Origin of the sequence: Halomonas alkalicola (assembly GCF_030704205.1) — a bacterium.
In the GTDB taxonomy this organism is placed as follows: domain Bacteria; phylum Pseudomonadota; class Gammaproteobacteria; order Pseudomonadales; family Halomonadaceae; genus Halomonas; species Halomonas alkalicola.
On the sequence record NZ_CP131913.1, the window covers coordinates 195,869 to 212,780 of the forward strand.

The 16,912-nt window shown below is 68.6% G+C and carries 15 protein-coding genes; 10 read left to right on the plus strand and 5 right to left on the minus strand.

Translation table 11 applies throughout. From position 1 onward, the window contains the following. The first annotated feature begins 109 nt into the window (after positions 1 to 109). Positions 110 to 877: a VOC family protein gene (locus tag B6N23_RS01020; RefSeq protein ID WP_110068657.1), complete on the plus strand. Its 768-nt coding sequence runs from the start codon at positions 110 to 112 to the stop codon at positions 875 to 877. A gap of 80 nt (positions 878 to 957) precedes the next feature. On the opposite strand, the gene B6N23_RS01025 is transcribed toward B6N23_RS01020, so the two are convergent. Then, positions 958 to 1,617, minus strand: a complete 660-nt coding sequence (locus tag B6N23_RS01025; RefSeq protein ID WP_110068656.1) for a CoA transferase subunit B — start codon at positions 1,615 to 1,617, stop codon at positions 958 to 960. An 88-nt stretch (positions 1,618 to 1,705) separates the two neighbouring features. Further along, positions 1,706 to 2,407, minus strand: coding sequence for a CoA transferase subunit A (locus tag B6N23_RS01030; RefSeq protein ID WP_305501326.1), 702 nt, complete (start codon positions 2,405 to 2,407; stop codon positions 1,706 to 1,708). Positions 2,408 to 2,612: 205 nt separating this feature from the next. On the opposite strand from B6N23_RS01030, the gene B6N23_RS01035 reads away from it, so the two are divergent. The 6 genes from B6N23_RS01035 (at position 2,613) to B6N23_RS01060 (ending at position 7,792) form a co-directional block, all read left to right on the plus strand. Further along, on the plus strand, positions 2,613 to 3,509 hold the full coding sequence (locus tag B6N23_RS01035) for a LysR family transcriptional regulator (RefSeq protein ID WP_110068654.1): 897 nt from the start codon (positions 2,613 to 2,615) through the stop codon (positions 3,507 to 3,509). A gap of 75 nt (positions 3,510 to 3,584) precedes the next feature. Further along, positions 3,585 to 4,451, plus strand: coding sequence for a 1-acylglycerol-3-phosphate O-acyltransferase, YihG family (yihG, locus tag B6N23_RS01040; RefSeq protein ID WP_305501328.1), 867 nt, complete (start codon positions 3,585 to 3,587; stop codon positions 4,449 to 4,451). Further along, entirely contained in the window at positions 4,403 to 5,338 is a 936-nt protein-coding gene (locus B6N23_RS01045; protein WP_110068652.1) for a LysM peptidoglycan-binding domain-containing protein, read from the plus strand. Before yihG ends, B6N23_RS01045 begins: the two co-directional genes overlap by 49 nt. A 108-nt stretch (positions 5,339 to 5,446) precedes the next feature. Beyond that, on the plus strand, positions 5,447 to 6,604 hold the full coding sequence (locus tag B6N23_RS01050) for a glycosyltransferase family 4 protein (protein WP_110068651.1): 1,158 nt from the start codon (positions 5,447 to 5,449) through the stop codon (positions 6,602 to 6,604). Next, positions 6,576 to 7,118 carry a phosphatase PAP2 family protein gene (locus B6N23_RS01055; RefSeq protein WP_119021007.1) on the plus strand — a complete coding sequence of 181 codons (543 nt, stop codon included), beginning with the start codon at positions 6,576 to 6,578 and terminating at the stop codon, positions 7,116 to 7,118. The genes B6N23_RS01050 and B6N23_RS01055 overlap by 29 nt, the downstream gene beginning before the upstream one ends. 50 nt (positions 7,119 to 7,168) lie before the next feature. Beyond that, a complete protein-coding gene (locus B6N23_RS01060) occupies positions 7,169 to 7,792 on the plus strand; it encodes an alpha-ketoglutarate-dependent dioxygenase AlkB family protein (protein WP_305501331.1) in 624 nt (207 codons plus the stop codon). A gap of 134 nt (positions 7,793 to 7,926) precedes the next feature. Here B6N23_RS01060 and gcvT read toward each other — a convergent pair whose 3' ends face one another. Together gcvT and B6N23_RS01070 are read right to left on the minus strand one after the other, a co-directional pair. Continuing rightward, positions 7,927 to 9,039 carry a glycine cleavage system aminomethyltransferase GcvT gene (gene gcvT / locus B6N23_RS01065; protein ID WP_305501333.1) on the minus strand — a complete coding sequence of 371 codons (1,113 nt, stop codon included), beginning with the start codon at positions 9,037 to 9,039 and terminating at the stop codon, positions 7,927 to 7,929. A 77-nt stretch (positions 9,040 to 9,116) separates the two neighbouring features. Next, positions 9,117 to 10,520, minus strand: coding sequence for an alanine/glycine:cation symporter family protein (locus B6N23_RS01070; protein ID WP_305501335.1), 1,404 nt, complete (start codon positions 10,518 to 10,520; stop codon positions 9,117 to 9,119). A gap of 497 nt (positions 10,521 to 11,017) precedes the next feature. Between B6N23_RS01070 and gcvH the strand changes: the two genes are divergently transcribed. Together gcvH and gcvP are read left to right on the plus strand one after the other, a co-directional pair. Continuing rightward, on the plus strand, positions 11,018 to 11,410 hold the full coding sequence (gene gcvH, locus B6N23_RS01075) for a glycine cleavage system protein GcvH (protein WP_110068646.1): 393 nt from the start codon (positions 11,018 to 11,020) through the stop codon (positions 11,408 to 11,410). Between the two features lie 104 nt (positions 11,411 to 11,514). Next, positions 11,515 to 14,409 (plus strand): aminomethyl-transferring glycine dehydrogenase, encoded by a 2,895-nt coding sequence (gene gcvP / locus B6N23_RS01080; protein WP_305501338.1) that lies wholly within the window; start codon positions 11,515 to 11,517, stop codon positions 14,407 to 14,409. 105 nt (positions 14,410 to 14,514) lie between these two features. Here the strand turns inward: gcvP and B6N23_RS01085 are convergent, their stop codons facing one another. Continuing rightward, complete coding sequence (locus B6N23_RS01085; RefSeq protein ID WP_305503901.1) at positions 14,515 to 15,429, minus strand: LysR family transcriptional regulator; 915 nt, start codon at positions 15,427 to 15,429, stop codon at positions 14,515 to 14,517. Positions 15,430 to 15,527: 98 nt separating this feature from the next. On the opposite strand from B6N23_RS01085, the gene ppnN reads away from it, so the two are divergent. After that, on the plus strand, positions 15,528 to 16,889 hold the full coding sequence (gene ppnN / locus B6N23_RS01090) for a nucleotide 5'-monophosphate nucleosidase PpnN (RefSeq protein ID WP_283241836.1): 1,362 nt from the start codon (positions 15,528 to 15,530) through the stop codon (positions 16,887 to 16,889). Positions 16,890 to 16,912 lie beyond the last annotated feature (23 nt).

A 16,912-nucleotide genomic window follows, 5' to 3' on the forward strand; every position in this document is an offset into this window, starting at 1 on the left:
CTGCAGCGCGCTTCCGGCTACCCAGAAGCGTCATCGCGGCGTTGAAAGCCCCCGGGCGGCACCCGCCTATACTTCCCGCCAGCATCAGACGACAAGGGAAGCCAGCGAGATGCAGAGGGAAGAGTTCGTCCAGCAGCTGTGGCTGGACTATATTCATCAGCACCCGGAAGTGGGCGCCCTGCGGTTATGGCCGGTGGACGCCCCCGCGGAATATCTCGCGCTGCTGACACTTAACCATGGGCCCTGGAGCATGGATGCCCTGATGCCCAGCCTGGCGCATCTGGGCTATCGCCCCGGGCACCGCCACGCCATGGCCGACCGCGGGCTGCTGGTGACCCTGCTCTCCCCGCCGGACGATGGCCCCTGGCTGGTACTGGCCGAGCTGCAGCTGGGCACCCTCTCCCGGGAACCGCGCCAGCGGCTCGAATCCCTGATGGCCCAGGCCCCGGTGGCCGATCAGCGCGGTCAGAACCTGCTGTGCCGCGGACGCCCCTGGCCAATGCCGGACTGGGACACCTACCAGAGGCTGTGCGAGGCCCACCCCCTGGCCGGCCTGCTGGCCGTCAACGGCCCCCGCCTCCACCATGCCGGCTTCGACTGCCAGCGCCTCGGGGACTCCCTCGAGTATTTCGATGCGCGGCTCGGCGAGAGCGGCTTCAGCGGCAGCAGCGACCGCCACCACGGCATCTTCCCGGTCTCCGGGCTGCTCGACTACCGCTTCTACCCGGCCTGCTCCCAGCGCCTGCCCTTTGCCGAGGGCGACGAGCACCGCATCGAGAGCGGCGGGCTCGCCCTGGTGCAGAAATCGGTCAGCGCCAACCAGGAGCGCGCCGTGGAGCTGCTGCTGCCCCACCATACCCGCTGCGAGATCGCCTGAGCGCCAGCCGTTTCACCGCCCCGAACGACGCCGGCCCGGTCGCATCGCGACCGGGCCGGCATGTCTCACACGTGACGTGATTAGTCGAAGGTCATCTCCGGCACGTGATCCGGAACGATCAGCTTGCCGGCGGTCTTCTCGACGATCTCCTCCACGGAGACGCCCGGGGCGCGCTCCTTGAGGTGGAAGGCGCCGTCCTTGATCTCCAGATAGGCCAGGTCGGTCAGCACCCGGTTGATGCAGCCCGCGCCGGTCAGCGGCAGGCTGCACTTCTCGAGCAGCTTGGACTCGCCGTGCTTGGAGGCGTGGGTCATGGTGCAGATGATGTTCTCGGCACCGGCCACCAGGTCCATGGCACCGCCCATGCCCTTGATCAGCTTGCCCGGGACCATCCAGGAGGCGATATTGCCCTCCTGATCCACCTCGAAGGCGCCGAGCACGGTCAGGTCCACGTGGCCGCCGCGGATCATGGCGAAGGACTCCGCGGAGTCGAAGATCGCCGCGCCAGGGCGGGCGGTCACCGTCTGCTTGCCGGCGTTGATCATGTCCGCGTCGACCTCCTCCTCGGTGGGGAAGCGACCCATGCCGAGTAGGCCGTTCTCGGACTGCAGCATCACGTCGATGCCGTCCGGCACGTAGTTGGCCACCAGGGTCGGGATGCCGATGCCCAGGTTGACGTAGAAGCCGTCCTCGAGTTCGCGCGCCACGCGCATTGCCATCTGTTCGCGAGTAAGTGCCATCTTGTTGCCTCGTTGTTCGATGTAACAGCTTCGGGGGAGAAGCTCAGGAAGCGCCGGCCGGGCCGGCGGTCAACGCATCGCTACGGCCTCAGGCCTCGCGGACGGTGCGCTTCTCGATGCGCTTCTCGAAGCTGCCCTGGATGATGCGATCGACATAGATGCCCGGGGTGTGGATCTGGTCCGGCTTGAGCTCGCCCGGCTCGACGATCTCCTCCACTTCCACCACGGTGATCTTGCCGCAGGTGGCGGCCAGCGGGTTGAAGTTCTGGGCGGTGTCGCGATAGACCACGTTGCCGTAGCGATCGGCCTTCCAGCCCTTGACGATGGCGAAGTCGGCGTGGAACGCCTCCTCGAGGATATAGTGACGGCCGTTGAACTCGCGCACCTCCTTGCCCTCGCCGATCGGGGTGCCGTAGCCGGTGGCGGTGTAGAAGGCGGGGATGCCCGCGCCCCCGGCCCGCATCTTCTCGGCCAGGGTGCCCTGGGGCGTCAGGATCACCTCGATCTCGTCGTTGAGCATCTGCTGCTCGAACATGGCGTTCTCGCCCACGTAGGAGGCGTAGATCCGGCTGATCTGCTTGTCCTCCAGCAGGATGCCGAGGCCGAAGCCGTCGACGCCGCAATTGTTGGAGATCACGGTGAGGTCCTTGACGCCCAGGCGCTTGATCTCGGCGATCAGGTTCTCGGGGATGCCGCAGAGACCGACGCCGCCGGCAACGACGGTCATGCCGCTCTCGATGCCTGCCATCGCCTCTTCGTAGGAGTTAACGCGCTTGTCGAATCCGGCCATAGTGAGTGGCGCCTCATGTTGTTGTGAATGAGCCTGGCCAGGGGGGCCTGTGGTGTCGGCGCCCTGGAGGCGGCTCGGGGGTAAAAGATAGCGAGTCCCTGGGGACACGATGGCCCCAGTGTTGGGCCTGGTGATATATTTGTTAAGTTTGTTTTTCTTATTGATTGATCAATCCAGCTTATAAATTTGACCTTGGTAGCATGCCATGACCGTCAAGCAGCTTCGCGCCTTCCTCGCCGTGGCCCAGTCCCTGAGCTTCACCCAGGCCTGCGAACGGCTGCATCTCTCCCAGCCGGCCCTGAGCCTGGCCATCAAGGGGCTCGAGGAAAGCCTCGGCGGACGGCTGCTGATCCGTACCACCCGCAGCGTGCGCCTCACCCCGGAGGGCGAGTCCTTCGTCCCGCTGGCCAAGCGGCTGCTCGCGGAGTGGGACAACACCGAGGAGCTGATGCGCCAGCGCTTCACCCTCCAGCTGGGTCGCCTGGCGGTGGCCACCATGCCGTCCTTCGCCAGCAACCTGCTGCCGCCGGCGCTGATGGCCTTTCGCAGTCGCCATCCGCGCATCAACGTCACGGTTCACGACGTGATCAACGAGCAGGTCATCGACATGGTGCGCGACCGCCAGGTGGAGCTGGGCATCGCCTTCGAGCCCGAGGCGGTGGGCAGCCTGGCCTTCACCCCGCTGTTCGTCGACCGCTTCGTGGCCGTGGTGCCGCCCCGCTCGCTGCTGGCCCATCACGACAGGCTCAGCTGGGAGACCCTCTTGACCCATGACTTCATCGCCCTGCAGCGCCCCTCCATGGTGCGGCGGCTGCTCGAGCAGCAACTCGGCGAACGCGGCATCCGCCTGCCGTCCGCCTTCGAGAGCCACCAGCTGGCCACCGTGGGGCGCATGGTGGCCAGCGGCCTGGGCGTCAGCGCGGTGCCCTCGCTGTGCGCCCGGCAGATGGAGGAGCTCGGCGCCCGCTGCCTGCCGCTGGACGACCCGGCCATCGAGCACGCCGTCGGCATGCTCACCCACGGCGAGCTCTCCGCCGCCGCGCTCGCGCTTCGCCAGGTGCTGGTGGAGACCCTCGGCCGAGCCGAGCCGGTGGCCGAGTGAGGACGCTGGGCAGCCGCCCGGCGATCCTTTAGCATTGCCGCATCCTTGCCCCTCCCACTGCCCACGGAGAGACGCATGCCGACCCTCAAGGGTCTCGTCAGCCTTGTTCTGCTCACCCTCAACACCCTGTTCTGGGGCGTTCCGCTGATCCTGCTCACCCTGCTCAAGCTGGTGACGCCCGGCCGCGCCCTGCGCCGCCGCGTCCTGGGTGGGCTCAACGCCGTGGCCCTCAACTGGATCGGCGTCAACCTGTGGTGGATGCGCCACTGGCTCAAGCCACGCTTCGAGATCGAGGTCCCCGAAGGGCTGCGTCGCGATCAATGGTGGCTGGTGATCTCCAACCACCGCAGCTGGACCGACATCTTCGTGCTGTTCTTCGCCCTGCACCGCCGCATCCCCATGCCGCGCTTCTTCCTCAAGCGCCAGCTGATCTGGATCCCCATCGTGGGGCTGGCCTGGTGGGCCCTGGAGTATCCCTTCATGCGACGCATGAGCGCCGAGCAGCGGGCCCGCCACCCCCACCTGGCGCGCCGCGACCAGGAGGCCACCGAGCGGATGTGCCACCGCGCCCGAGAGGCGCCCATCGCCATCTTCAACTTCCTCGAGGGCACCCGCTTCACGCTGGCCAAGCGCGAGGCCCAGGGCGCCCCCTTCCGCCATCTGCTGAGCCCCAGGGCCGGCGGCATCGCCCAGGTGATCAACCTGCTCGGCGACCGGCTGGAAGGGATCCTCGACGTGACCCTGAGCTATGACAACCCCGACCCCACCTTCTGGGGCTTCCTGTGCGGGCAGGAGCAGCGCGTGGTACTGAAGGCACGCGTCCTCCCGGTACCAGCCTGGATGCTCGAGGGGGACTATCAGGACGACCCCGACCTCAAGGAGCGCTTCCACTCATGGCTCAACGCCCTGTGGCAGGAAAAGGACGACTCGCTCTCGCGCTGATGCTGGCGGCGCTGCTGCTGGGAGGCTGCGCCTCGCGGCCCGACGCCCCCGACAGCGCCCGCACCAACGCCACCGCCGAGAGCGGCGGCTGGGTGGTGGTGCAGCGCGGCGATACCCTGGGTGAGATCGCGCGACGCGGTCAGGTGCCCCTCGAACGCCTGCAGCGCTTCAACCCCGACGTGGACCCGCGGCGCCTCGCCGTGGGCCAGCGCCTGCTGATGCCCACCCAGCAGGAGCGTGCCCCCTCCGGCGGCCCCTATCGCTACCAGGTGCGGCCCGGCGATACCTACTCGAGCATCGCGCGCCGCTTCGGCACCCGTGCGTCGCGCATCCAGGCCGCCAACCCCGGGGTCCAGCCCACCGCCCTGAGGGTCGGCCAGCTCATCCAGGTCCCCCTCGCCGGCGGCGCCTCGGCCGGTGCCTCTCGCCCGGCGCAAGCCGGCTCGAGCGGGTCGGGGGGCGCCGCCGCCCCGGCGCGAGCCAGCCTCCCCGACCCCGGCAACCTGCCGAGTTCGGCCCGCAACTGGCCCTGGCCCCTGGAGGACTACCGCATCGTGCGTGCCTTCGGTGCCGACAGCCGCGGGACCCTGCAGCCGATGCTGCTGGCCACCGGCCGCGGCGCCCGGGCCCGCGCAGTAGCCGATGGCGAGGTGCGCTTCGCCGACAGCATGCGCCAGCTGGGGCAGGTGGTCATCGTCCACCACGCCGACAACCTGCAGAGCGTCTACGCCCTGTGCGAGACCACCCTGGTCGCCAACGGCGCCCGGGTCAGCCGCGGCGACCCGCTCTGCGAGGTGGGCTACAGCAGCACCAGCGAGCGCCATGACCTGCTGTTCGACCTGCGCCACGGCGGCAAGCCGATCGATCCGCGCCGCGTACTGCGCTGAACCGCGTCATGCAACCGTCACCCCGGCGTCGCCGGGGTGTCATCGCGCAGGCCCATCCTCGACGGGTGACGGGGCCCATGACGGGCCCGCCACGCCGCGGGGATGCACATGCGTATCTGTCTGGTCAGCGAAACCTGGGCGCCGGAGATCAACGGCGTCGCCCATACCCTGGGTCACCTGAGCCGGGAAGCCATCGCACGCGGCCATCGCCTGCAGCTGGTGCGTCCGCGACCGGCCTCACCGGCGCCACGCAGCGAGGGCATGGAGGCCGAGCTTCGGGTGCGCGGCGTCTCGCTGCCGGGCTACCGGGAGGTCCGCCTGGGGCTGCCCGCCGCCCGCTGCCTCACCCAGTTCTGGCGTGAACAGCGCCCCGACGTGGTCTACCTCGCCACCCAGGGCCCGCTGGGCTGGTCGGCGCAGGGTGTCGCGCGGCGCCTGGCCATCCCAAGCGTCGCCGGCTGGCACACCAACTTCGACCACTACTGCCATGACTATGGCGTTCCCTGGCTGAGCGGCCCGGTGCGCCGCCGCCTGCGCACCTTCCACAACCGCAGCCAGGCCACCCTGGTGCCGACCCGCAGTCAGGCCGAGGCGCTCACGGCCGATGGCTTCCGGGAGGTGCGGGTCATGGCACGCGGCATCGACGGGGAGCGCTTCTCCCCGGCCCACCGCGACCCCGCCCTGCGCGCCCGCTGGGGGGCCGGCGAACACACCCCGGTCATCCTCCACGTGGGACGCCTGGCCCCGGAGAAGAACCTGGCGCTGCTGCGGGAGAGCTGCGTGGCCATCGGCGAGGCCCGCCCCGATGCGCGCATCGTTATCGTCGGCGACGGCCCGGGACGCAAGGCCCTGGCGGCCTCGCTGCCCCATGCCCACTTCACCGGCTTCATCCCCGCCGACGACCTGGCGCGCCACTATGCCAGCGCCGACCTCTTCCTGTTCCCCTCGCTCTCGGAGACCTGGGGCAACGTGCTGCTCGAGGCGATGGCCAGCGGCCTGGCCACGGTGGCCTTTCGGCATGCCGCCGGCGCCGAGCTGATCGACCACGACCTCAACGGCTTGGCGCCGGCAGTGGAGGACGTCGCCGGCTTCCGGGAGGCCGCCGTTACCCTCTGCCAGCAGCCGGCCCGACGGGCCCGCCTGGGGCGAAATGCCCGTGAGCGGGCGCTGGCCTACGCCTGGCCGGCGATCGCCGACGCCTTCCTCGCTGTTCTCGACCACGCCCGGGAGACTCCCCATGGACACTCGCGCCCCCGCCCTGCTTGACCGCCTCGACCTGCTGGAGTGGCGACTCTGCCAGCGCATCGGCCGCCTCAACCTCTATCGCCCCTGGCTTTGGCTGCTCCGCCTGGCCAGCCGTCTCGGGGACTGGCCCGCCTGGGTGGCCCTGGTGCTCGCCCAGCCGCTGCTGCAGGAGAGCGGCGGCTGGCGGCACCTGGTGCAGTACACCCTGACGGCCCTGGTCGCCATTGCCGTTTACCGCCTGGTGAAGACGCGCCTGTGCCGGGAGCGTCCCTTCATCACCTTCGTGGGCAACGTGCGCTCCCACGAGCCGGCCCGGGACCGCTACAGCTTTCCCAGCGGCCACACCATGCATGCGGTGATGTTCCTTGTGCTGACCGCGAACCATCTGCCCTGGCTGGCGCCCTGGCTGGTCCCGCTGGTGCTGCTGATCGCCCTCTCCCGGGTTGGCCTCGGCCTGCACTACCTGAGCGATGTGGTGGCCGGCGCCCTGCTCGGGCTGCTGTTCGCCGGCGCGAGCCTGGCCCTGGTCGGCTGACGCTCGGCGCACGGCTCGTCGGATCAGCACCGCCGTGGCATCCTTGGGCGATGCCGACCGAGATCCTGCTGCCCGACCCGCCCCTGTGGCTCACGGCTCCCCTGCTGGGGGAGCCCCATGCCTCCCGGCTGCTTCACACCCTCGATGCCGAGCTCGCCTGGCAGCGCCCCACCCTGCGCCTCTACGGCCGTGAGCACCTCATTCCCCGCGCCCAGGTCTGGATGGGCGACCCCGAGGCGCACTATCGCTATTCCGGTCGGGACTTTCGCCCCGATCCCTGGCACCCGGCCGTGGCCGAACTGCGGGATCGGGTGATCGCCGCCCTGGCAGACCACGGCATGCAGGCCGGCTTCAACAGCGTGCTGCTCAATCGCTATGCGGGCGGCGAGGAGCGCATGGGCTGGCACAGCGATGACGAGCCCGAGCTCGGACGCGAGCCGCTGATCGCCGCCGTCTCGCTGGGGGCCGAGCGCCCGCTGCGCTTTCGCCGGAAGCCGGGCGCGGCCCCCGCCGGAGACGCGGGAGCCGCCGCGCCCTTCAATGCCTGGCTGCCCCACGACAGCCTGCTGGTCATGGGGCCCGGCGTGCAGCGTACCCTGCAGCACGCCCTGCTGCCGCGGCGAATCCCCGGGCTGCGCATCAGCCTGACGTTCCGTCGGGTGCATCCTGGCTGACACGGGCTTCTCGCCACGGCGATGCCCCTTGTCTGCTCCAAACTTGAGTTAACGGTATAAAATATAACCGCTGTGTCCCGGATACAGGGCGGCCACCCGAAGGTGGCCGCCCTATGTCCCTCAACTCCCGGCGATCAGCCGCGGTAGTAGCCCGGCGCCACGAAGGGCATCCTGCTGACCGTCATCGGCAGGCGCTTGCCACGCACATCGGCGAACACCTGGGTCCCGATCTCGGCATGGGACAGCGCCACGTAGCCCATGGCGACCGGCCGCCCCACCGACGGACCGAAGCCTCCGGAGGTGACGATCCCGATGCGACCGCCCTCGGCATCGAACAGCTCGACACCCTCGCGCACCGGCGCACGCCCCTCCCCCAGCAGCCCGACCCGCTTGCGCTGGTGATCCTTCGCGTGCATCTGGTGCAGGATCACATCCGCCCCGGGGAAGCCACCGGCACGCTCCCCGCCGCGGCGCCGCGGCTGGCCGATCGCCCACACCAGCCCCGCCTCCACCGGCGTGGTCTCGGTGTCGATATCGTGGCCATACAGGCAGAGCCCCGCCTCCAGACGCAGGGAGTCCCGGGCGCCCAGGCCGATCGCCTCCACCTCGGACTCGGCCAGCAGGCGTTGCGCCAGTGCCTGGCTCTGCTCGGCCGCCACCGAGATCTCGAAGCCATCCTCACCGGTGTAGCCGCTGCGGCTGATCCATACGGAGAAGCCATCGATCTCGAAGCGGCCGTGCTGCATGAAGACCATCTCGCAGGCCGCCGGGCAGAGGCGCGCCATGACCTCGGCGGCCTTGGGCCCCTGCAGGGCCAGCAGGCCGCGGTCGAGGACCTCGAGCTCATGCCCAGCGGAGAGCCCGCGGCGCAGGTGAGCGATGTCCTGCTCCTTGCAGGCGGCATTGACCACGAGGTAGAGATGGTCCCCGGCATTGACCACCATCAGGTCGTCGAGGATGCCGCCCGCCTCGCTGGTGAACAGCGCATAGCGCTGCCAGCCCGGCTCGAGGCCGACGATATCCGCCGGCACCAGGGTCTCCAGCGCCTCGGCCGGAGACGGTCCCCGCAGCAGCAGCTGGCCCATGTGGGAGACATCGAAGAGGCCGCAGGCGCTGCGGGTGTGCTCGTGCTCCTTCTTGACACCGAGCGGGTACTGAACCGGCATCTCGTAGCCGGCGAAGGGCACCAGCTTCGCGCCCAGCTCCCGATGCAGCCCATGCAGCGGGGTGTGCTTGAGTTCGCTCATCTTCTCTCCCTCGTCTTCGAGTCTCGCAAACAAGAACGGGAGGTGCCATGGCACCTCCCGTCGTCTTCGGGCCGGCCTCAGCCCTTGTCGTGGTCGAGCTCTTCGCCCGGCAGGATCTCCTTGCCGTCGAAGTAGTCCCGGGTCAGCTTGAACACCACCGGCGACAGCAGCGCCAGGGCGATCAGGTTGGGAATCGCCATCATGGCGTTGAAGGTGTCGGCCATCAGCCAGATGAAGCCCAGGTTGGCCATGGCCCCCAGCGGGATCGCCAGCACGAACAGCACCCGATAGAGCATGATCGAGCGGGTACCGAACAGGAACTGGAAGCACTTCTCGCCGTAGAAGGACCAACCGAGGATGGTGGTGAAGGCGAAGACCGCCAGCGCCACCGACACGATCTGGTTGCCGAAGCCCGGCAGGGCCGCGTCGAACGAGAGCGCGGTCAGCGAGGCGCCGGCCTCCCCCTCGATCCACACCGTGGAGGTCAGGATCACCAGGGCGGTGATGGTGCAGATGATGATGGTATCGATGAAGGTGCCGAGCATGGCGATCATGCCCTGGCGCACCGGGTTCTTGGTCCTGGCAGCGGCGTGGGCGATGGGCGCACTGCCCAGGCCCGCCTCGTTGGAGAAGATGCCGCGGGCCACACCGAAGCGAATGGCCGCCATCACCGCCGCCCCGGCGAAGCCGCCGGCCGCCGCGATCGGGTTGAAGGCGTAGTAGAAGATCAGCCGGAAGGCCTCGCCGATCTGGCCAGCGTTGACGATCAGCACCAGGATACCGGCGATCACATAGAGGATGCCCATGATCGGCACCAGCTTGCCGGCTACCTTGGCGATCCGCTTGATGCCACCCAGGATCACCGCACCGGCCAGCACCATGATCACCACGCCGGTGAGCCCATGGGGGATGCCGAAGGTGGAATCCAGGGCGTCGGCCACCGAGTTGGACTGCACGGTATTGCCGATGCCGAAGGCCGCCACGGCCCCGAAGAAGGCGAAGGCGCCACCCAGCCACAGCCACTTCTTGCCCAGGCCGTTCTTGATGTAGAACATCGGACCACCGATATGGTAGCCGGTGCTGTCGGTCTCGCGGTAGCGCACCGCCAGCACCGCCTCGGCAAACTTGGTGGCCATGCCCACCAGCGCCGTGATCCACATCCAGAACACCGCACCGGGGCCGCCCAGGGCGATGGCGGTCGCCACGCCGGCGATGTTGCCGGTGCCGATGGTGGCGGAAAGCGCCGTCATCAGGGCGTTGAAGGGCGAAATCTCGCCGTCATCGTCCTTTTTCTTTTCGCCGGGCACCGGCTTGGCATCCCGCCCCTGCCACATCAGCTTGAAGCCCATGCCGAGCTTGAGTAGCGGCATCAGCTTGAGGCCGATCTGGAGGTAGAGGCCCACCCCCAGCAGCAGGATGAGCATCAGCGGCCCCCACACCACGCCGTTGATGGCCCCAAAGATACTGTTCAAGGTTTCCACGTGAATCTCCCTTTGCGATTGTTGTTTTGATTCGCCGACCACGCCCCGCAATGCCAGGCGATCATCCCGCCGTGGCGTTGGCCATGCGCAGGATCGACGAAACGAACCGCGCTAACATAGCGGATCTTGCCGCCTCTTCACCAGCCTGACGAATGACTCAACTTCAACTCTTGCCCCATTCGGTGAAAACATGTTTCCGATGAGAAACACGAACAGGCCCCGCGAAGCCATGCCGCTACCCGCAGGATAGTCAGTCTCGCCGGCATCGTCGCCCCGCGCCGCCTGCCCGGCGCCGAGCCGTGACCCCAGGCGGCGTTGACCACCAGTGACGAGGCCAAATCTCCCCGTGACGGGGCCTGCGGCTGGACGAACGGCCACCGCCAGGCCACCCTTGGAGGCGGGAGTACGCCCCGGATACGCCGCGGGGGCTCGCCAAACGCCGTCGATGGCGTTAGCATTTGCACATCCAGAAAACCTTTTTCGTATAGGAAATTCTCATGAGCTCAATTCCTGCCAACCTCCGCTACGCCGACAGCCACGAATGGGTGCTGGACAACGGTGACGGCACCGTGACCATCGGCATCAGCGACCACGCCCAGCAGGCGCTCGGCGACGTGGTGTTCGTGGAGCTGCCCGAGGTCGGCCGCACCCTCGCCGTGAAGGAGGAGTTCGGGGTGATCGAGTCGGTCAAGGCCGCCTCCGACCTCTACGCCCCGGTGGCCGGCGAGGTCATCGCCGTCAACGAAGCGCTCGAGGACGCCCCCGAGACCGTCAACGAGGCCCCCTATGCGGACGGCTGGATCATGAAGGTTCGCCTGGACGACAGCGCCCAGCTCGACGACCTGCTGGATGCTGACGGCTACGCCGCCGTCGCCCAGTCCGACGACTGAGGCCGCCGCGACGCTCCCTGCTGCCCCGGCCGCCCTGGCCGGGGCCTTGATTTCAACGCCTGCGTCGTCCCCTCGACGCCCCTGACCCACGCTACGGTGCCCCCATGCCGATCGACACTCGCCGCCTGGCCGACCTGGCCGCCCACGATGACTTCCTGCAACGCCACAACGGTCCCCGCGAGGCGGACGTGACGGCCATGCTGGCCACCCTCGGGGTGGAGAGCCTTTCGGCGCTGATCGAGCGCACCGTGCCGGCGGATATCCGCCTGGGCCGCGAGCTCGAGCTGGACCCGCCGCGCAGCGAGGCGGAGGCGCTGGACTACCTGAAGCGCCTGGCGCGTCAGAACCGCGTGTTCAAGAGCTATATCGGCCAGGGCTACCACGGCACCCACCTGCCGCCGGTGATCCAGCGCAACGTGCTGGAGAACCCGGGCTGGTACACCGCCTACACCCCCTACCAGCCGGAGATCTCCCAGGGCCGCCTGGAGGGACTGCTCAACTTCCAGCAGATGGTGATGGACCTGACCGGCATGGAGCTGGCCAACGCCTCGCTGCTCGACGAGGCCACCGCCGCCGCCGAGGCCATGGCGCTGTGCCACCGTGCCAACAAGAAGGCCAAGAGCGAGGTCTTCTTCGTCGCCGACGACGTGCTGCCCCAGACCCTGGACGTGGTGCGCACCCGGGCCGCCTACTTCGGCTTCGAGCTGGTGGTGGCCCCGGTCGAGCAGCTGGCCGAGACAGAGGCCTTCGGGGCCCTGCTGCAGTACCCCGGCGAGAGCGGCCGGGTCCATGACCTGGCGCCGCTGCTCGGCGCCGCCGCCGAGCGCGGCATCATGACCTGCGTGGCCGCCGACATCATGAGCCTGGTGCTGCTCAAGGAGCCGGGGGCGCTGGGCGCCGACATCGTCATCGGCACGACCCAGCGCTTCGGCGTACCGATGGGCTTCGGCGGCCCCCACGCGGCCTTCTTTGCCACCACCGACAAGCTCAAGCGCTCGATCCCGGGACGCATCATCGGCGTCTCCCAGGACAGCCGCGGCGGCCAGGCGCTGCGCATGGCGATGCAGACCCGCGAGCAGCACATCCGCCGCGAGAAGGCCACATCCAACATCTGTACCGCCCAGGCGCTGCTGGCCAACATCGCCGGCTTCTATGCGGTCTACCACGGCGCCGAGGGGCTGCGCACCATCGCCTCCCGCATCCATCGCCTGACCACCCTGCTGGCCACGGGCCTGCGCGAGAAGGGCATTCAACTTGCCCACGACAGCTGGTTCGACACCCTGCGCCTGACCGGCGTGGATGCCGGCAAGCTACACGGACGCGCCCTGACCCGCGAGATCAACCTGCGCTACTTTGACAATGGCGACGTGGGCGTAAGCCTCGACGAGACCACCACCGCCCATGACCTGGACGTGCTGTTCGACGTGCTGGTGGGCGAGGAGCACGGCCTCTCCGTCGCGGCCCTGGACGAGCGTGCCGTGGCCGAGGGCGCCAGCGGGATTCCGGCGGCGTGCCGGCGCGAGAGCGACTTCCTGACCCACCCGACCTTCAAGCGCTACCGCAGCGAGACCGAGATGCTGCGCTACCTCAAGCGCCTGGAGAACAAGGACCTGTCGCTGGCCCACGCGATGATCCCGCTCGGCTCCTGCACCATGAAGCTCAACGCCACCAGCGAGATGATCCCGATCACCTGGCCGGAGTTCGCCAACGTTCACCCCTTCGTGCCCCGCGACCAGGTGGCCGGCTACCAGCAGATGATCGACGAGCTGGCCGCCTTCCTGGTGGAGGTGACCGGCTATGACCACATCTCCATGCAGCCCAACTCCGGCGCCCAGGGGGAGTACGCCGGGCTGGTGGCGATCCGCCGCTACCAGGCCGCCATCGGCGAGGGCCACCGCGACGTCTGCCTGATCCCCAGCTCCGCCCACGGCACCAACCCCGCCTCGGCGGCCATGGTCGGCCTCAAGGTGGTGGTGGTGGAGTGCGACGCCCTCGGCAACATCGACGTCGCGGATCTGCGCGCCAAGGCCGAGCAGCACAGCGAGGCGCTCTCCTCGATCATGATCACCTACCCCTCCACCCACGGGGTCTTCGAGGCCAACGTGCGCGAGGTGTGCGCGATCGTGCACGCACACGGCGGCCAGGTCTACGTGGACGGCGCCAACATGAACGCCCAGGTGGGCCTGACCCGTCCCGGCGACTTCGGCGGCGACGTCAGCCACCTCAACCTGCACAAGACCTTCTGCATCCCCCACGGCGGCGGCGGCCCGGGCATGGGGCCGATCGGCGTCAAGGCGCACCTCGCCCCCTACGTGTCGAACCACGTGGTCACCCCCATCCCCGGCGTCAACGCCGACTGCGGCGCGGTATCGGCCGCGGCCTTCGGTTCGGCGTCGATCCTGCCGATCTCCTGGGCCTACATCAAGATGATGGGTGCACGGGGCCTGCGCGAAGCCACCGAGCTCGCCATCCTCAACGCCAACTACATCGCCGCCCGCCTCGGCGAGCACTACCCGGTGCTCTATCGTGGCGAGAACGGCAGCGTGGCCCACGAGTGCATCATCGACATCCGTCCGCTCAAGGCGGCCTCGGGCATCAGCGAGGAGGACATCGCCAAGCGCCTGATGGACTACGGCTTCCACGCCCCGACCATGTCCTTCCCGGTACCGGGCACGCTGATGATCGAGCCCACCGAGTCGGAGTCCCTCTACGAGATCGACCGCTTCTGCGACGCCATGATCGCAATCCGCGAGGAGATCGCGCGGGTCGAGGCCGGCGAGTGGCCGGCGGACGACAACCCGCTGGTGAAGGCGCCGCACACCCAGGCCGACCTGATGGACGCCGAGTGGGCGCACCCCTACTCCCGCGAGCTGGCCGCCTTCCCCACCGCGGCGGTCAAGGCCTCCAAGTACTGGCCTGCGGTGAACCGAGTCGACAACGTCTTCGGCGACCGCCAGCTGGTCTGCTCCTGCCCCAGCATCGACGAATATCGCGACTGATCCGCTCTCGCCCATGACGACCAAGGCCCCGCCATCCGGCGGGGCCTTGCGTTTGACGGCGCCGGTCAGGCCGGCCTGCCCTCGGTGCTTCTCGCTTTCACATCATCAAGGCCCTGCCGGGAGCTCCCCGAAGCCGGAGAGCGCCTGGCGACGCTGCTCCCGGAAATCCTCGAGCAGGCGCACGTAGCGGCGCGGCATCTCGCTGCCGGCGCGGGTGACCAGATGCAAGGTCTCGTGGACCGCCACCGGCAGGTCCAGCTCCTTGACCTGGCGCTGCCAGGGCGAGGTCTCCAGCACCAGCCGCGAGACCACGGTAAAACCGAGCCCCCGGGCCACCGCATCCAGCACCATGCTCACCTCGTTGGTGAAGCCCTGGCGCCGGAAGTGGCTCATGGAGCGAAACTCGCGGGGGAAGTTGCTGCGCAGCAGCGCACTGGCGTGGTTGAGGCCATCGTAGTAGTTGACGAAGCCGATGCCCATCAGCTCGGCGAGCCCGCTGCCGGCGAAATCCGCCGGCACCACCAGGCACAGGGGCTCGCGGTGCCAGGGTTCCACCTTAAGGTCAGGCTGGCGCAGGGTGTCGGTGACGATGCCCAGGTCGTAGCGGCCGGCCAGCACGTCCTGGACGATCTCGTGGTTGAAGGCAAAGCTGTAGCTGACCGAGAGGCCGGGGTGCATCTGCTGCTGCCCGAGCAGGAAGGGGTAGAGCATCAGCCCCACGCTCCCCGGCGAGGCCAGGCGGCACTCCCCCGAGAAGAGGGAATCGACATCCAGGGAGTGGCGGAACTGCTCGTGGTCGGCAAACAGCTTCAGCGCATAGTCATAGGCCCGCCGCCCCGCCTCGGTGAGGGTGAAGCGCCGGCCGTGGCGCTCCAAGAGCGGCTTCTCCAGGTACTGCTCGAGCTTGCGCACGTGCTGGCTGACCCCGGGCTGGGTCATCTCCAGGCGGCGGGCCGTCTGGGTGAAGCTGCCGGTCTCGACCAGGGTGATGAAGGTGCGAAAGTAGAGCGCGTTGAACATGGCGGGCCAGATGAGGGATGGGGGTCCCATTGTAGCACCGGGCGTCGGCGTGCCGTGATAGCATCGGCACAGACGACACCCGCGACAAGGACGCCTCTATGCCCGACACCATCTCCAGCATCATCTCTCCTGAAGGCAGCCTCGAGATCCTCTCCCAGCACGAGGTGAGTCGCCTTCACGACACCTCCAAGGCCGGCCTGCACGACATCCTGCGCCGCTGCTCCCTGGCAGTGCTCAACTGCGGCTCGCCCATCGACGACGGCGTCGCCCTGATGGAGGCCTACCGGGACTTCGATATCGAGGTGATCCCGCAGGATCGCGGCATCCGCCTCAAGCTCACCAACGCCCCGGCCGAGGCCTTCGTGGACGGCAAGATGATCCGCGGCATCCGCGAGCACCTCTCCTCGGTGCTGCGCGACATCGTCTACGTCTACAACGAGATCCAGGGCCACCAGCGCTTCGACCTGAGCACCGGCGAGGGCACCACCAACGCCGTGTTCCATATCCTGCGCAAGGCCGGCACCCTCAAGCCCGGCCGCGATCCCAGCCTGGTGGTCTGCTGGGGCGGCCACTCCATCTCCCGCGAGGAGTACGAGTACAGCAAGGACGTCGGCTACCACCTGGGCCTGCGCGAGATGGACATCTGCACCGGCTGCGGCCCGGGCGCCATGAAGGGCCCCATGAAGGGCGCCAACGTGGCCCATGCCAAGCAGCGCCGTCGCGAGGGCCGCTACCTCGGGGTCTCGGAGCCCGGCATCATCGCCGCCGAGGCGCCCAACCCCATCGTCAACGAACTGGTGGTGATGCCCGACATCGAGAAACGCCTGGAGGCCTTCGTGCGCCTGGGCCACGGCATCATCGTCTTCCCGGGCGGGGTGGGCACCGCCGAGGAGATCCTCTACCTGCTCGGCATCCTGCTCCATCCGGACAATGCCGACATGGAACTGCCGGTGATCTTCAGCGGGCCGGCCAACAGCGCCGAGTACTTCGCGCGCATCGACGAGTTCCTGGTCTACACCCTCGGGGAAACGGTGCGTCAGCGCTATCGCATCATCATCGACGACCCCACCGAGGTGGCCCGCGCCATGCGCAAGGGCATCGATGCGGTGGCCGAGTACCGCCGGGCGCGCCAGGACGCCTTCTACTACAACTGGCGCCTGACCATCGACCGCCCCTTCCAGGAGCCCTTCGAGCCCACCCACGAGGCCATGGCCGGGCTGGCCCTGCACCGCAACCAGCCGGTTCATGAGCTGGCCGCCAACCTGCGCCGCGCCTTCTCGGGGATCGTCGCCGGCAACGTCAAGGAACAGGGAATCCGCGCCATTCAGGCCCACGGCCCCTTCCGCCTGCACGCCGAGGAGGAGCTGATGGCGCGCCTCGACCGGCTCCTCGACTCCTTCGTCGCCCAAGGCCGCATGAAGCTCTCCGGCGACTACGAGCCCTGCTACACCCTGGGCTGAGCCGCACGCCTCAGGAGATCAAG

What these genes read in the sequence shown, in the direction of transcription:
- B6N23_RS01020 (WP_110068657.1), top strand. Translation starts at nt 110, where the DNA reads ATGCAGAGGGAAGAGTTCGTCCAGCAGCTGTGGCTGGACTATATTCAT.
- B6N23_RS01025 (WP_110068656.1), bottom strand. Translation starts at nt 1,617, where the DNA reads ATGGCACTTACTCGCGAACAGATGGCAATGCGCGTGGCGCGCGAACTC.
- B6N23_RS01030 (WP_305501326.1), bottom strand. Translation starts at nt 2,407, where the DNA reads ATGGCCGGATTCGACAAGCGCGTTAACTCCTACGAAGAGGCGATGGCA.
- B6N23_RS01035 (WP_110068654.1), top strand. Translation starts at nt 2,613, where the DNA reads ATGACCGTCAAGCAGCTTCGCGCCTTCCTCGCCGTGGCCCAGTCCCTG.
- yihG (WP_305501328.1), top strand. Translation starts at nt 3,585, where the DNA reads ATGCCGACCCTCAAGGGTCTCGTCAGCCTTGTTCTGCTCACCCTCAAC.
- B6N23_RS01045 (WP_110068652.1), top strand. Translation starts at nt 4,403, where the DNA reads ATGGCTCAACGCCCTGTGGCAGGAAAAGGACGACTCGCTCTCGCGCTG.
- B6N23_RS01050 (WP_110068651.1), top strand. Translation starts at nt 5,447, where the DNA reads ATGCGTATCTGTCTGGTCAGCGAAACCTGGGCGCCGGAGATCAACGGC.
- B6N23_RS01055 (WP_119021007.1), top strand. Translation starts at nt 6,576, where the DNA reads ATGGACACTCGCGCCCCCGCCCTGCTTGACCGCCTCGACCTGCTGGAG.
- B6N23_RS01060 (WP_305501331.1), top strand. Translation starts at nt 7,169, where the DNA reads ATGCCGACCGAGATCCTGCTGCCCGACCCGCCCCTGTGGCTCACGGCT.
- gcvT (WP_305501333.1), bottom strand. Translation starts at nt 9,039, where the DNA reads ATGAGCGAACTCAAGCACACCCCGCTGCATGGGCTGCATCGGGAGCTG.
- gcvH (WP_110068646.1), top strand. Translation starts at nt 11,018, where the DNA reads ATGAGCTCAATTCCTGCCAACCTCCGCTACGCCGACAGCCACGAATGG.
- gcvP (WP_305501338.1), top strand. Translation starts at nt 11,515, where the DNA reads ATGCCGATCGACACTCGCCGCCTGGCCGACCTGGCCGCCCACGATGAC.
- B6N23_RS01085 (WP_305503901.1), bottom strand. Translation starts at nt 15,429, where the DNA reads ATGTTCAACGCGCTCTACTTTCGCACCTTCATCACCCTGGTCGAGACC.
- ppnN (WP_283241836.1), top strand. Translation starts at nt 15,528, where the DNA reads ATGCCCGACACCATCTCCAGCATCATCTCTCCTGAAGGCAGCCTCGAG.